The 13,093-nt window shown below is 70.7% G+C and carries 13 protein-coding genes; 9 read left to right on the top strand and 4 right to left on the bottom strand.

Features of this window, described 5'->3' with window-relative positions; all coding sequences use genetic code 11:
• Positions 1-56 precede the first annotated feature (56 nt).
• The 3 genes from MKK52_RS06105 to cysN are packed head-to-tail and all read left to right on the top strand — an operon-like array spanning position 57 to position 3,231.
• The gene (locus MKK52_RS06105; protein ID WP_243952924.1) at positions 57-875 is read left to right on the top strand and encodes a phosphoadenylyl-sulfate reductase; all 819 of its coding nucleotides are present in this window, start codon (positions 57-59) and stop codon (positions 873-875) included.
• Positions 872-1,819, top strand: coding sequence for a sulfate adenylyltransferase subunit CysD (gene cysD / locus MKK52_RS06100; RefSeq protein ID WP_243952923.1), 948 nt, complete (start codon positions 872-874; stop codon positions 1,817-1,819). The genes MKK52_RS06105 and cysD overlap by 4 nt, the downstream gene beginning before the upstream one ends.
• Positions 1,819-3,231 (top strand): sulfate adenylyltransferase subunit CysN, encoded by a 1,413-nt coding sequence (cysN, locus tag MKK52_RS06095; RefSeq protein WP_243952922.1) that lies wholly within the window; start codon positions 1,819-1,821, stop codon positions 3,229-3,231. The genes cysD and cysN overlap by 1 nt, the downstream gene beginning before the upstream one ends.
• 73 nt (positions 3,232-3,304) lie before the next feature.
• Here cysN and MKK52_RS06090 read toward each other — a convergent pair whose 3' ends face one another.
• From MKK52_RS06090 to MKK52_RS06080, 3 genes are read right to left on the bottom strand one after another with little or no spacing between them, the layout of a single operon-like run.
• Positions 3,305-4,297: an LLM class flavin-dependent oxidoreductase gene (locus MKK52_RS06090; RefSeq protein WP_243952921.1), complete on the bottom strand. Its 993-nt coding sequence runs from the start codon at positions 4,295-4,297 to the stop codon at positions 3,305-3,307.
• A 46-nt stretch (positions 4,298-4,343) separates the two neighbouring features.
• On the bottom strand, positions 4,344-4,685 hold the full coding sequence (locus MKK52_RS06085; protein WP_243952998.1) for a type II toxin-antitoxin system RelE/ParE family toxin: 342 nt from the start codon (positions 4,683-4,685) through the stop codon (positions 4,344-4,346).
• Positions 4,678-4,959, bottom strand: coding sequence for a type II toxin-antitoxin system ParD family antitoxin (locus MKK52_RS06080; protein ID WP_243952920.1), 282 nt, complete (start codon positions 4,957-4,959; stop codon positions 4,678-4,680). The genes MKK52_RS06085 and MKK52_RS06080 overlap by 8 nt, the downstream gene beginning before the upstream one ends.
• Before the next feature lie 117 nt (positions 4,960-5,076).
• Between MKK52_RS06080 and MKK52_RS06075 the strand changes: the two genes are divergently transcribed.
• The 3 genes from MKK52_RS06075 (at position 5,077) to MKK52_RS06065 (ending at position 8,128) form a co-directional block, all read left to right on the top strand.
• Complete coding sequence (locus MKK52_RS06075; RefSeq protein ID WP_243952919.1) at positions 5,077-6,279, top strand: pyridoxal phosphate-dependent aminotransferase; 1,203 nt, start codon at positions 5,077-5,079, stop codon at positions 6,277-6,279.
• A 420-nt stretch (positions 6,280-6,699) separates the two neighbouring features.
• Positions 6,700-7,038: a hypothetical protein gene (locus MKK52_RS06070; RefSeq protein WP_243952918.1), complete on the top strand. Its 339-nt coding sequence runs from the start codon at positions 6,700-6,702 to the stop codon at positions 7,036-7,038.
• Positions 7,039-7,192: 154 nt separating this feature from the next.
• The gene (locus tag MKK52_RS06065; protein ID WP_409564625.1) at positions 7,193-8,128 is read left to right on the top strand and encodes a DMT family transporter; all 936 of its coding nucleotides are present in this window, start codon (positions 7,193-7,195) and stop codon (positions 8,126-8,128) included.
• 35 nt (positions 8,129-8,163) lie between these two features.
• Here MKK52_RS06065 and MKK52_RS06060 read toward each other — a convergent pair whose 3' ends face one another.
• Positions 8,164-8,460 (bottom strand): hypothetical protein, encoded by a 297-nt coding sequence (locus MKK52_RS06060; protein ID WP_409564624.1) that lies wholly within the window; start codon positions 8,458-8,460, stop codon positions 8,164-8,166.
• A gap of 295 nt (positions 8,461-8,755) precedes the next feature.
• On the opposite strand from MKK52_RS06060, the gene ileS reads away from it, so the two are divergent.
• The 3 genes from ileS to MKK52_RS06045 all read left to right on the top strand — a co-directional run bounded on the left by ileS (position 8,756) and on the right by MKK52_RS06045 (position 13,066).
• Entirely contained in the window at positions 8,756-11,740 is a 2,985-nt protein-coding gene (gene ileS, locus MKK52_RS06055; protein ID WP_243952917.1) for an isoleucine--tRNA ligase, read from the top strand.
• A complete protein-coding gene (gene lspA / locus MKK52_RS06050) occupies positions 11,704-12,246 on the top strand; it encodes a signal peptidase II (protein ID WP_243952916.1) in 543 nt (180 codons plus the stop codon). Before ileS ends, lspA begins: the two co-directional genes overlap by 37 nt.
• Before the next feature lie 160 nt (positions 12,247-12,406).
• On the top strand, positions 12,407-13,066 hold the full coding sequence (locus MKK52_RS06045; protein WP_243952915.1) for a hypothetical protein: 660 nt from the start codon (positions 12,407-12,409) through the stop codon (positions 13,064-13,066).
• Positions 13,067-13,093 lie beyond the last annotated feature (27 nt).

Here is a 13,093-nt window from a genome sequence, read left to right as displayed (position 1 = left end):
CTCGACAACCGGCGCGGCCCGACACGTCCACAGGGCCGGCGCAGGAGCAGACCATCATGTCCCTTACGGATTCCAGGGAGGCCGAGGTGCGGGCCGGCGCACTCGCCACCCGCCTCGCCGCCCTCGATCTTCCCGCCCGCCTCGACCTGATCGCCCGCGAGGTGCCCGGTCGGCTGGTCTTCACCACGAGCCTCGGCATCGAGGATCAGGTTCTGACCCACGCCATCGCCATGGCGAAGCTCGCGGGCACGCGGATCGAGATCGCGACCCTCGATACCGGCCGGCTGTTTCCCGAGACCTACGAGACCTGGGTCGAGACCGAGGCCGCCTACGGAATCCGCATCCTCGCCTACGTGCCCGAGCGAGTGGCCGAGGAGGCCTTCGTGCGCGACGAGGGCATCAATGGCTTCCGCCGCTCGGTCGCCGCACGGCAGGCCTGCTGCGGCTTCCGGAAGGTCGAGCCGCTGGGCCGGGCGCTCGACGGCGCCGCCGGCTGGCTGACCGGCCTGCGCGCCGGGCAATCGGCCAACCGCGCCGCGACGCCGCTCGCCGCCTGGGACGCCGAGCGCGGCCTCATGAAGCTGAACCCACTGGCCGACTGGACGCGGGAGCGGATCGACCTGTTCGTGCGCGAGAACTTCGTTCCCTACAACACCCTGCACGACCGGGGCTTCCCCTCGATCGGCTGCGCCCCCTGCACCCGCGCCGTGAAGGTCGGCGAGCCGGAGCGTGCCGGCCGCTGGTGGTGGGAACAGGAAGACAAGAAGGAATGCGGGCTGCATGTCGGCCGCCCCGGCGCCTCGGTGCAGCCGGGTCAGGAGCCTGCCGCATTCGAGCCCAACCCCGAAACCCGTGAGCCGGAGTTCGCCCGATGAGCGCCGCAACGGCCGCCCTGCGGCCTGAAACCGCCCCCTCCCCCGCCCGCCTGAGCCACCTCAAGCGCCTGGAGGCCGAGGCCATCCACATCTTCCGGGAGACGGTCGCCGAGACCGAGAACCCGGTGATGCTCTATTCCATCGGCAAGGACTCGTCCGTCCTGCTGCATCTGGCGCTGAAGGCCTTCGCGCCGGGCAAGCTGCCCTTCCCCCTGCTCCATGTCGACACGACGTGGAAGTTTCGGGAGATGATCGCCTTCCGCGATGCCCGGGCGAAGGAGCTCGGCCTCGACCTGCTGGTTCACACCAACCAGGACGGGCTGGCGCGCGGCGTCGGGCCGGTGAGCCACGGCTCCGAGGTCCATACCGACGTGATGAAGACGCAGGCCCTGCGTCAGGCCCTCGACCTGCACAAGTTCGATGCGGCCTTCGGCGGCGCCCGCCGCGACGAGGAGGCGAGCCGCGCCAAGGAGCGCATCGTCTCCCTGCGCACGGCCCAGCACCGCTGGGATCCGAAGCGCCAGCGGGCCGAGCCCTGGCACCTGTACAATCTCCGCAAGAAGCGCGGCGAGTCGCTGCGGGTCTTCCCGCTGTCCAATTGGACCGAACTCGATATCTGGCTCTACATCGAGCAGGAGAACATCCCGATCGTGCCGCTCTACTTCGCGGCGCCGCGCCCCGTCGTGGAGCGCGAGGGCCAGCTCATCATGGTCGATGACGAGCGCCTGCCCCTCAACCCCGGCGAGACCCCGCAGGAGCGGATCGTCCGCTTCCGCACGCTCGGTTGCTACCCGCTGACCGGGGCGGTCGAGAGCGAGGCCGCGAGCCTGCCCGAGATCATCGCCGAGACGCTCGCCGCCCGCACCTCGGAGCGGCAGGGCCGCGTGATCGACAAGGACGGCGCCGGCGCCATGGAACGCAAGAAGCAGGAGGGCTACTTCTGATGACCATCCACCCGCCCAAGACTGCGTTCCAGGCGTCCTCGGTCGCGCAGGATTACGCCGCCTTCCTCGAGACGCACCGCGACAAGGAAGTGCTGCGCTTCATCGCCTGCGGCTCGGTGGACGACGGCAAGTCGACCCTGATCGGCCGCTTGCTGCACGACACCAAGCAGATCTTCGACGACCAGATCACCGCGCTTCGCCGGGATTCCCGCAAGCACGGCACGCAAGGCCAGGAGATGGACCTCGCGCTGCTGGTCGATGGCCTGCAGGCCGAGCGCGAGCAGGGCATCACCATCGACGTCGCCTACCGCTTCTTCTCCACGGACAAGCGCTCGTTCATCGTGGCCGACACCCCCGGCCACGAGCAGTACACCCGCAACATGGCGACCGGCGCCTCCACCGCCGACGTGGCGGTGATCCTGGTCGATGCCCGCCAGGGCCTCACCCGCCAGACCCGCCGCCACGCCCTGCTGGTGTCGAACCTCGGCATCCGCCGCGTGGTCCTGGCCGTCAACAAGATGGACATGATCGGCTGGGCCCAGGACCGCTTCGCCGAGATCGTGAAGGGGTTTTCGGACTTCGCCGCGGGCCTGAACTTCGCTGAGATCCGGGCGATCCCCCTCTCGGCCAAGAACGGCGACAACGTCGTGGACCCGGGCGTGAACGCCCCCTGGTACAATGGCGGCACGCTGCTCACCTTCCTGGAAACCGTGCCCGTGCGCGAGGAGGCCCTGAACGCCCCGTTCCGCATGGCCGTCCAGTGGGTGAACCGGCCGAACTCGGAGTTCCGGGGCTATAGCGGGCGCATCGCCAGCGGCACCGTGCGGCCGGGCGACCGGGTGAGCGTGCAGCCGGGCGGCCGCACCGCCACCGTCGAGCGCATCTACACCGCCGACGGGGACCTCCCCGAGGCGGGGGCCGACCTCTCGGTGACCCTCGTGCTCGCCGAGCAGATCGACGCCTCGCGCGGTCAGGTGATCGCCGCCGAGGGCGCGCCGCTCCTGGCCCTCGACACCCTCGACGCCCGCCTGTTCTGGGCCGCCGAGACCGACCTCGCCCCGGGCGCGAGCCTTTTCGCCAAGGTCGGCACCGCCACGGTGACGGCGACGGTGCAGGCCATCGTCTCGCGCATCGATCCCGAGACCGGCAAGCCCGGCCCGGCCGAGCGCCTGTCCGCCAACGACATCGCCGACGTGCGCCTCACCCTCGACCGGCCGGTCGCGGTGGATGCCTATGCCGACAACCGCGAGACCGGAAGCTTCATCCTGATCGACCGCGAGACCACGGACACGGCCGCCCTCGGCCTCATCCTGGCCCCGCGCAAGGCGGCGGTCTCCGCGCCCCCGCGGCAGGACGCCGAAGCCTCCTCGGGCGGCATCCTCGGCAGCCTGAAGCGCCTGTTCGGCCGCTGACTCGTTCTCGGCCGCCTGCAACGGTCCGGCCGACACTCCGCCGAAGGGCGTTACGCCCTTCGGAATCCCCGGATCAGGCCGCCAGCAGGCGATACGAGTCGTGCCTCGCCGTCTGGTCGGGGATGGCCGTGACGATCATCAGCTCGTCGGCCTGGACCGACTCCGCCAGCGCCGTGAGGTGCGGGCGCAGGGTGGCCGGCGAGCCGACATGCAGCCGGTCGCGGCCCCGCTCGATCCTCGCCTGCTCCGAGGGGGAGTAGGGATACTCCAGCGCCTCCGCGAGGCTCGGCAGGGGCCGGTACTCGCCCCGCTCCCGTCGCAGGGTCGAGAGGCGGGCGCTCGAGGCCAGCCGCTCGGCCTCCGCGTCCGTCTCCGCGCAGATCGCCGCCACCGCGAGGATCGCATGGGGCTCGGCCCCGAGCCGCGACGGCTTGAACATCTGCCGGTAGGCGCGCATCGGCCCCTCGGCGGGAATACCGGAAAAATGCTGCGCGAAGGCGAAGCCGGCGCCGATCTGCGCGGCGAGCTGCGCGCTGTAATCCGACGAGCCGAGCAGGAAGAGCGGCGGCAGCGCCACGCCCGCCGGGGTCGCCTGGATCTGGCCGAACGGGTGTCCCTCGGGAAAGCCGCCGTCCCAGAACAGCAATTCCTGCAGCCGGTCGAGGAAGTCGTCGCCGCCGTTGCCCGAGGGCGCCTCCCGCCGCCGCAGGGCGCGGGCGGTGACGCCGTCGGTGCCGGGCGCCCGGCCGATGCCGAGGTCGATCCGGTCGGGGAACAGGGCCTCCAGCACCCGGAAGCGCTCGGCGACCATCAGCGGCGCGTGGTTCGGCAGCATGATCCCGCCCGATCCGACCCGGAGGGTCCGGGTCGCGGCGGCGATCTGGCCGATCATAATCTCCGGCGCCGGGCTCGCGACGTTCGGCAGGGCGTGGTGCTCGGCGAGCCAGTAGCGCCGGTAGCCGAGGGTATCGACATGCCGGGCCAGCGCCAGCGTGTCGTGCAGCGCCTGCGCCGGGGTCGAATCGGACGAGACGAAGGAGAGGTCGAGGACGGAGAGTGGGATCATGCCCTTAGAGATGGGGGTTCGGGCGGTGATGTGGGAGGGCGGGGCTTCAGTGCTGCTTCGCGAGGGCGATCCTTTGTTCGCCAGCGAGGTAGAACGCTTCGATGTCGCGTCCACCATAGAAGATGTTCGTAATCCTCACGCAGTCGGGTTCGACCCGATAGGCGATCACGGCGCTACCCTCGAACGGAACCGTTCTCAGATTGGGGATCAGATCGTCTCGCAGTCGACCGCCGAAGGGAGCGTCGCCGATACGTCGGCACCGCGCGATGATCCGGCGGGTGAACCGCTCTGCGGTGATATCGTCCCGGCTCGCCCGCAAGACGACATCGAAGATATCGGCGAGATCGGCTCTGGCCTCGCGCCGGAATCTGACGGGAAGCCTACGCACGACGTGCTGCACGCGCCTGCGCGAACAGCACCTCCATATCCGCTTCGACCTCTTCGATGGTCAGCTCCGGCCGGGGATCGTCCAACGAGCGCTGGATCCGCGCGCGGAGCGATTCGAGATGGTCCGCCTTCTCCCGGCGCTGGCGCTGGAGGGCGCGCACCGCCTCGTCCAGGGCTGCATCGACCGATTCGTATTCCCCCGCTTCGACGCTCTCGCGCACGGCGCGCAAGGTCTCCGGCGCCATGGTCACGCTGATCGTCTCGCCGCTGCGCATGTCCGTCTCCCGATCACCCGGCCATCTTATCAAGAATCCCGTGAGTCGCACGATGCTTGCCGGCTCACGGCCGCGGGACTAGGGTCCGCGCCGTTTTCCACCGGAGCACGCGACCCCATGGCCTTCCTCGCCGACGTCCTTTCGCGGGTGAAGCCCTCCGCGACCATCCTGATGACGCAGAAGGCCCGCGAGCTGAAGGCGTCGGGCGTCGACGTCATCTCCCTCTCGGTCGGCGAGCCGGATTTCGACACGCCCGCCCACATCAAGCAGGCCGGCATCGACGCGATCAACCGCAACGAGACCCGCTACCCGCCGGTCTCCGGCATCGTGCCCCTGCGCGAGGCCATCGCGAAGAAGTTCAAGCGCGAGAACGGGCTCGACTACAAGCCGTCGCAGACCATCGTCGCCACGGGCGGCAAGCACATCCTCTACAACGCGCTGCTCGCCACCCTGAACCCCGGCGACGAGGTGGTGATCCCCCGCCCCTACTGGGTCTCCTACCCGGAGATGGTCGGCCTGTGCGGCGGCACGGCGGTGTTCGCCGAGACGCGGATGGAGGACGGGTTCAAGCTCCAGGCGGCCGAGCTGGAGCGCGTGCTCACCCCCAAGACCAAGTGGATCATCCTCAACTCGCCCTCGAACCCCTCCGGCGCCGCCTATTCGCGCACCGAGATGAAGGCGCTCACCGACGTGCTGCTCCGCTATCCGGACGTGCACGTCCTGACCGACGACATCTACGAGCACCTGACCTACGGCGATTTCGAGTTCGTCACGCCGGCCCAGGTCGAGCCCGCCCTCTACGAGCGGACGCTGACCATGAACGGCGTCTCGAAGGGCTACGCCATGACCGGATGGCGCATCGGCTACGCCGCCGGCCCCGAGAAGCTTATCAAGGCCATGGACTTCGTGCAGGGCCAGCAGACCTCCGGCGCCACCACCATCGCCCAATGGGCGGCGGTGGCCGCGCTCGAGGGGCCGCAGGACCACCTCGGCACCTTCCGGGCCGCCTTCCAGAAGCGCCGGGACCTCGTGGTCTCGATGCTGAACCAGACCCGGGGCCTGACCTGCCCGACGCCGGAGGGCGCCTTCTACGTCTACCCGTCCTGCGCGGAGACGATCGGGAAGCGCACCGAGGGCGGCAAGGTGATCGAGACGGACGAGGACTTCGTCACCGAGCTGCTGATGGCCGAGGGCGTGGCGGCGGTGCACGGCTCGGCCTTCGGGCTCGGCCCGAACCTGCGCATCTCCTACGCCACCTCGGACGCGGTGCTGGAAGAGGCCTGCCGCCGCATCCAGCGCTTCTGCGGCTCGCTCCGCTGAGGTCGAAGTCCCGGCGCCCCATGCGGCGCCGGGTCACCGCCCGGCTTCGGTTGCCGGCTCGCTTGCGACCCCTTACACGGGCCTTCCCCGTGGCCGATGCGCCTGACGGTTTCGCGAGCCCTCTCGGGCCTGCATGGTAGCGGGGTCGGCAGTGACGGGGCGGTCCGGACCAGTTCTCTGGGCCGCGCCTGTGAGGCTTAGTGGGCCGAGCGGCTGCAGGGGTGTCGGAGGCGCGGGGAACAGGAACCGCGGATCAGGCGCAAGGCCCACTCACTTTCTCTCCCCGGTCGAGACGCCCGTGTCCCGAAGCGGAGCAGGGGGCACCCCTCCGTCTTCCCGCTTTCTTCACGCTCCGGTGCGAAGGTCGCGATGGGCCGGGATCCGGTCCATCGTTCGGGCGTTCATTCGGGTTTCGATTGCATGCGTTCCCTGCTCACAAGCGGGATCAAGGCCATCCTGGCCGTTGCCGCCCTCTCCACCGGGATCCACTGGGCCCTGCGCCTGCAGCGGGATTCGGACGGGCTGACCACCCCCGCCATCGCCAGCATCGCCGATCCCGAGACGACGGGCTCGATCTCGCCCCGCGCCAGCGCACCGCCGCCGGCCGTCGAGATGCGGCAGGCCGTGGCGCCGGCCCCCGCCGCGCCGCGCCCGGCCGTGGCCCGCGCGCCGCAGCCCTCCGAACTCGACCAGTCGCACCTCGCCGCCCTGATGGCGAACGCCAGCGCGCCGGCTCCGAAGAAGGCCGCGAAGCGCTGACGCGCCGAAGCGTTAACGAACGGTAAGCGGCGCCTGCGCGTCCCGCGACCTCGCCGCATGGTTCGGTTGCGCCGCCGCGCCTACCTGTGCCGTGGCACGCATGGCATCGTGCCGCCAGCGTCGCGGTTTCCCGCGCCCCTCGCGATTCGCATCCATGGCCAGTTCCGCCTCCACCGTCCCGGCCCCGGCCGGGATCGCCACCGCCAGTGAGGCCGAGGCCGCCCGGCGTCGCCGGATGGTGGGCATCGCGCTCATGTGCGGCGCGGTCGCCTTCTTCGCGAGCCTGGATGCCTGCGGCAAGACCCTGGCGCGGGCGGGGGTCGATCCCCTGGTCACCACCTTCATGCGCTACGCGGCCAGCGTCGCGATGATCTCGCTCTTCGTGAACCCGGTGCGCACGCCGAGCGTGGTGCGCAGCCGCCGGCTCGGCCTGCAGGTGGTGCGCTCCCTGCTGCTCTTCGCCTCCACGGCCCTGAACTTCATGGCCCTGCGCTACCTGCAGATGGCCGAGACGATCTCGATCCAGTTCGCCGCGCCGCTCACCGTCGCCCTGCTCGCGGGGCCGCTGCTGGGGGAATGGTCGTCCCGCGCCCGGCTCACCGCCATCGGCATCGGCTTCCTCGGCGTGCTGGTGATCGTGCGCCCCGGCGTCGGCACCATGCATCCGGCCGCCCTGCTCAGCGTGGCGAACGTGCTGGTCTACGCCCTCTACGCCATCGTGACGCGCAAGCTCGCGTCCTACGATTCCACCGCCACGACCATGTTCTACACCGGGCTCGCGGGCGTCGCCCTGATGGCGCCGCTGCTGCCCTGGATCTGGTCGAACCCCACGCAGTGGAGCCATTGGGCGCTGCTGCTGGCGGTGGCCCTGTTCGGTACGATCGGCCACTGGCTGCTCGTGCTGGCCCATGCCCGGGCGCCGGCCAACGTCCTCGCGCCGTTCATCTACACGCAGCTGCTCTGGTCGGTGACCCTCGGCTTCCTGCTATTCGGGGACCTGCCGGGGCGCTGGACCATCGTCGGCGCGATGATCGTCATCGGCTCGGGGCTGTATCTCCTGGCGCAGGACACCCTTCGCCGGACGGCGTGAGCGGCCGGGGCGCCCTGCCCCGGCCCTCCCCGCTCTCAGCGGTGATGACGGCGGTGATGGGCGCGGCGGTAGGCCCGGCGCGAGCGCATGTCGGTGCGGTAGGCGCGCCGGCCCGGATCGATGCCGAGCGCCCCGTTCACGGTGCCGACCGCGCCGCCCACGGCGCCACCGACCACGCCGCCGATGGGTCCGCCGACGCGATCACCCTCGGCCGCGCCGCGCTGCACGCCACCGACCAGACCCTGGGCCTGCGCCGGCATCGCGGCGGTGAGGGAGCCGGCGGCGAGCGCGGCCGCGACGAGGGCGGTTCTGAGGGAGAGTCTCACGGGCATTCCTCCTGAAGCGTGGCCGGACATCGGCACTCCCTCCGAACGGCCGGAGCCGCGAATCGTTGCAGGGCCGCTCCGCCCTCCCGCTGGCATCCGCCGGGGCCGGCTGCTAGAGAGGCGGGATGGTCCCTCCCCGCGCATCGCGCCCCGCTCCCGGCGGACGGCGAATTACGAGCCCGGCCGCCGCCTGAGGGCCCGCGCGCGTGGTGCGGCAGGGCTTTCGCGGACGGCCGGGATCCGCCGCCTGTCCCCAGCGCCCCCTTATGGCCGCCCGATCGGCCCGACCTTGCGAGACCCGATGACCACCCCCGACACGAACGCGCCCGCCGCGCCGGCCCGCGACTATTCCAAGACCCTGTTTCTGCCGAGCACCGAGTTCCCGATGCGCGCCGGGCTGCCGACCCGCGAGCCGCTGCTGCTGGAGCGCTGGGCGCGGATCAGCCTCTACGAGAAGATCCGGCAGGCGGCGGCGGGGCGGCCGAAATTCGTGCTGCACGACGGCCCCCCCTACGCCAACGGCAACATCCACATCGGCACGGCGCTGAACAAGATCCTGAAGGACGTGATCGTCCGCAGCCAGGGGACGCTGGGCAAGGACGCCAACTACGTCCCCGGCTGGGACTGCCACGGCCTGCCGATCGAGTGGAAGATCGAGGAGCAATACCGCGCCAAGGGCCGCAACAAGGACGACGTGCCGGTGATCGAGTTCCGGCAGGAATGCCGGACCTTTGCCGCGCATTGGCTCGACGTGCAGCGCGAGGAGTTCAAGCGGCTCGGCGTCACCGGCGACTGGGACCATCCCTACGCGACCATGGCCTTCCCGGCCGAGGCCGCCATCGCCGACGAGCTGATGAAGTTCGCCGTCACCGGCCAGCTCTATCGCGGATCGAAGCCGGTGATGTGGTCGGTGGTTGAGAAGACCGCGCTCGCCGAGGCCGAGGTCGAGTACGAGGAACACGTCTCCGATACGATCTTCGCGGCCTTCCCGATCACCCAGGGCGGCGAAGCCTTTTCCGAGGCGCGGGTCGTGATCTGGACGACGACCCCCTGGACGATGCCGGGCAACCGCGCCGTCGCCTATTCGAAGAAGATCGCCTACGGGCTCTACAAGGTCACGGCGGCGCCGGAGGAGAACTGGGCCAAGCCCGGCGAGACCTACGTGCTCGCGGATTCCCTGGCGGCGACGGTGTTCAAGGCCGCCCGCGTCGAGGCGTTCGAGCGGGTCTCGGACGTCCCCGCCGACGCGCTTGCGGGCCTCACCCTCGCCCATCCCCTGGCGGGCCTCGGCTACGGCTTCGACGTGCCGCTCCTCGACGGCGACCACGTCACCGACGAATCCGGCACGGGCTTCGTCCACACCGCGCCGAGCCATGGCCGCGAGGATTTCGAGATCTGGATGGCCTCCGGCCGCCGCCTCGCCGAGCGGGGCATCGACACCACGATCCCCTACACGGTCGATGCCGACGGCACGCTCACCAAGGCGGCGCCGGGCTTCGAGGGCCGTCGCGTCTACACCGAGAAGGGCGAGAAGGGCGACGCCAACAAGGCGGTGATCGCGGCGCTGACCGAGGCCGGTGCGCTGGTCGCGCGCGGGGTGCTGCGCCACCAGTATCCGCATTCCTGGCGCTCGAAGAAGCCGGTCATCTTCCGCAACACGCCGCAATGGTTCATCGCCATGGACCGGCCGGTCGATGCCCTCGGCAACCGGACGCTGCGCGAGGTCGCCGTGCAGGCGATCAACGACACGCAGTGGGTGCCGCCGCAGGGTAAGAACCGCATCGACGGCATGGTCGGCAACCGGCCGGATTGGGTGGTCTCGCGCCAGCGTGCCTGGGGCGTGCCGATCACCGTCTTCGTCCACAAGGAGAGCGGTGAGGTTCTAAAGGACGAGGCCGTCAACGCCCGCATCCACGCGGCCTTCGCTGCTGAGGGCGCCGACGCGTGGTTCGCCCCCGGCGCCGCCGCCCGCTTCCTCGCCCCCGAGCACGATCCGGCCGCCTACGAGCAGGTGATGGACGTGCTCGACGTGTGGTTCGATTCCGGCTCGACCCACGCCTTCGTGCTGGACGATCCCGAGGCCTTCCCCGGCCTCTCCGGCGTCACGCGGATCCGCGACGGCGGGCAGGACAAGGTGATGTACCTCGAAGGGTCGGACCAGCATCGCGGCTGGTTCCAGTCCTCGCTGCTCGAATCCTCCGGCACCCGCGGCCGGGCGCCCTACGACGTGGTGCTGACCCACGGCTTCGTCCTCGACGGCAAGGGCCTGAAGATGTCGAAGTCGAAGGGCAACGTCGTCGCGCCGCAGAGCGTCATCAAGGATTCGGGCGCCGACATCCTGCGCCTGTGGGTGGCGGCCTCCGACTACACCGACGACCTGCGCATCGGCCCGGAGATCATCAAGACCTTCGCGGAAACCTACCGCAAGCTGCGCAACTCGCTCCGCTGGATGCTGGGCTCGCTGGCGCACCGCGTCCCCGGCGACGACGTTCCGTTCGAGCAAATGCCCGAATTGGAGCGGCTGATCCTGCACCGGCTCGCCGAACTCGATGGCGAGATCCGCGAGGCCTACGCCACCTACGACACCAAGCGGATCGTGGCCCTGCTCAACGGGTTCATGACCGGCGACCTGTCGTCCTTCTACTTCGACGTGCGCAAGGATGCGCTCTACTGCGATCCGATCTCCTCGCCGACGCGGCGGGCGGCGTTGCAGGTGATCGACGAAACCTTCAAGCGGGTCGTGGTGTGGCTCGCGCCCGTCCTGGCCTTCACCGCGGAGGAGGCGTGGCTCGACCGCACCCCGTCCGAGGAGGGTTCGGTCCACCTCCAGACCCTGCCGGAGACGCCCGCCTCCTGGCGGGACGACACCCTGGCGGCCAAGTGGCAGAAGATTCGCCGGGTGCGCCGGGTGGTGACGGGGGCCCTTGAGATCGAGCGGGCGGCCAAGCGCATCGGCGCGAGCCTGGAGGCCGCGCCCAAGGTCTTCATCGCGGATGCGGACCTGCGCGCGGCGGTGGAATCCCTGGGCCTGACCGCCTTCGCGGACACCTGCATCACCTCCGCCATCGCGGTGGAGGCGGGCGAGGGTCCGGCCGAGGCCTTCCGCCTCGACGAGGTGAAGGGCGTCGCCGTGGTCCCGGCCCCGGCGCAGGGCCGCAAATGCGCCCGCTCCTGGCGGGTCAGCCCCGAAGTCGGCACCGACGCGGAGTTCCCCGAGGTGACGCCGCGCGATGCCCAGGCCCTGCGGGAATGGGATGCGGCGCATCCGGAGGCCAGCGCGGCGTGAGGCTTACCCCTCCCCGCGCGGGCCTCCTGGCCCTCGTCCTCACACTCGTCGCCGACCAGGCGACGAAGCTCGGGCTGTATTTCGGCACGGACCTCGTGCTCACCCAGCCCTGGCGCTACGGGCCCTATACGGACCTCGTGGTGGTGTGGAACAGGGGCGTCTCCTACGGGATGTTCCAGCAGGACGGCGCCTTCGGCCGCTGGCTGCTGGTGGCGCTCTCCCTGGTCGCCGCCCTGGGGCTCGGCCTCTGGATGATGCGGGCCGGCTCCCGGCTGCTGGCCGTGGCGCTCGGCCTCATCGTCGGCGGGGCGCTGGGCAACGCCGTCGACCGGGCCGTCTACGGGGCGGTGTTCGATTTCGTCCACCTCCATGCGGGCGGGTGGTCGTGGTACGTGTTCAACGTCGCCGACGCGGCCATCGTGGCGGGCGTGATCGGGCTGATCCTCGACAGCCTCATCCCGGCCACCGCCGGGCGGGCGCGCGACAACGCCGCGCCGCGGCCGTGATACGCAGAACACACAGGGCCTCCCAGTACGTCTGGACTGGTCGGGCGTGGTCAAGGCGCCATACGATCGCCGGAAACCGGTTTCACCCCGGTCTTCGTCGGATCAGGCCGCGCGGCGGCCGTCCCCGCGCCGAATCCTCGGCCGGCACCCGTGAGGTAGCATGAGCGCGCAACGCAGGCTTCGACTCCTCCTCTCCGTGGCGGCCCTCGTTCCGGTCGTCGCGGCGGGCTCGGCCCAGGCGCAGCAGAGCGGCGAGCTGATGCGCGACGCCCTCTCCGGCATCGGCCTCCTCGAAAAGCCGCAGGCGCCGATCGACTATCACGAGCGCGCGCCGCTGGTGATGCCGCCGAAGCTCGACGGCAACGCCCTGCCCGCGCCCCGCGCCCGCGCCAAGAACGCGGCCTGGCCGAAGGATCCCGAGATCGTCGCCCGCGAGCGCGAGGTCGAGGAGCGGCGGGTGCCCAAGGGCAACCAGACCGCCGGCCGCTACAACGACAACAACGCGACCATGTCGGTCGATGAGATGCGCGCCGGCCGCCGCGCCGGGGCGAACCTCACCACCGAGGCCGAGGACAAGCCCGGCGACAACGCCCGCCGCGCCTCGTGGCTCGACCCGCTCGAACTGTTCAAGGGCAAGAGCGAGGACAAGCAGGCCTCGGATGTCGAGCCGACCCGCGAGACGCTGGTCGAGCCGCCGAAGGGCTACCGGCAGGCGCCGAAGAAGCTCGTGCGCACCGAGGGCGAGCCGGTGAAGAACGCCAGCGCCGAGCGCGAGGAGGCCGATCCGGGCGCCTACCTCCGGTCGCAGCAGCGGCGCTGACGCCGGCCGCGTCCGTGCGGGATACCG

This window comes from Methylobacterium sp. J-067, assembly GCF_022829465.1.
GTDB classification, from domain to species: Bacteria; Pseudomonadota; Alphaproteobacteria; order Rhizobiales; family Beijerinckiaceae; genus Methylobacterium; species Methylobacterium litchii.
The sequence above is the reverse complement of the archived record's forward strand: the minus strand, read 5'-3'. Positions and strand labels throughout refer to the sequence as shown.

What these genes read in the sequence shown, in the direction of transcription:
- lspA (WP_243952916.1), top strand. Translation starts at nt 11,704, where the DNA reads ATGGGATGCGGCGCATCCGGAGGCCAGCGCGGCGTGAGGCTTACCCCT.
- MKK52_RS06045 (WP_243952915.1), top strand. Translation starts at nt 12,407, where the DNA reads ATGAGCGCGCAACGCAGGCTTCGACTCCTCCTCTCCGTGGCGGCCCTC.
- MKK52_RS06105 (WP_243952924.1), top strand. Translation starts at nt 57, where the DNA reads ATGTCCCTTACGGATTCCAGGGAGGCCGAGGTGCGGGCCGGCGCACTC.
- ileS (WP_243952917.1), top strand. Translation starts at nt 8,756, where the DNA reads ATGACCACCCCCGACACGAACGCGCCCGCCGCGCCGGCCCGCGACTAT.
- MKK52_RS06065 (WP_409564625.1), top strand. Translation starts at nt 7,193, where the DNA reads ATGGCCAGTTCCGCCTCCACCGTCCCGGCCCCGGCCGGGATCGCCACC.
- MKK52_RS06060 (WP_409564624.1), bottom strand. Translation starts at nt 8,460, where the DNA reads ATGCCCGTGAGACTCTCCCTCAGAACCGCCCTCGTCGCGGCCGCGCTC.
- MKK52_RS06075 (WP_243952919.1), top strand. Translation starts at nt 5,077, where the DNA reads ATGGCCTTCCTCGCCGACGTCCTTTCGCGGGTGAAGCCCTCCGCGACC.
- cysD (WP_243952923.1), top strand. Translation starts at nt 872, where the DNA reads ATGAGCGCCGCAACGGCCGCCCTGCGGCCTGAAACCGCCCCCTCCCCC.
- MKK52_RS06090 (WP_243952921.1), bottom strand. Translation starts at nt 4,297, where the DNA reads ATGATCCCACTCTCCGTCCTCGACCTCTCCTTCGTCTCGTCCGATTCG.
- cysN (WP_243952922.1), top strand. Translation starts at nt 1,819, where the DNA reads ATGACCATCCACCCGCCCAAGACTGCGTTCCAGGCGTCCTCGGTCGCG.
- MKK52_RS06070 (WP_243952918.1), top strand. Translation starts at nt 6,700, where the DNA reads ATGCGTTCCCTGCTCACAAGCGGGATCAAGGCCATCCTGGCCGTTGCC.
- MKK52_RS06080 (WP_243952920.1), bottom strand. Translation starts at nt 4,959, where the DNA reads ATGCGCAGCGGCGAGACGATCAGCGTGACCATGGCGCCGGAGACCTTG.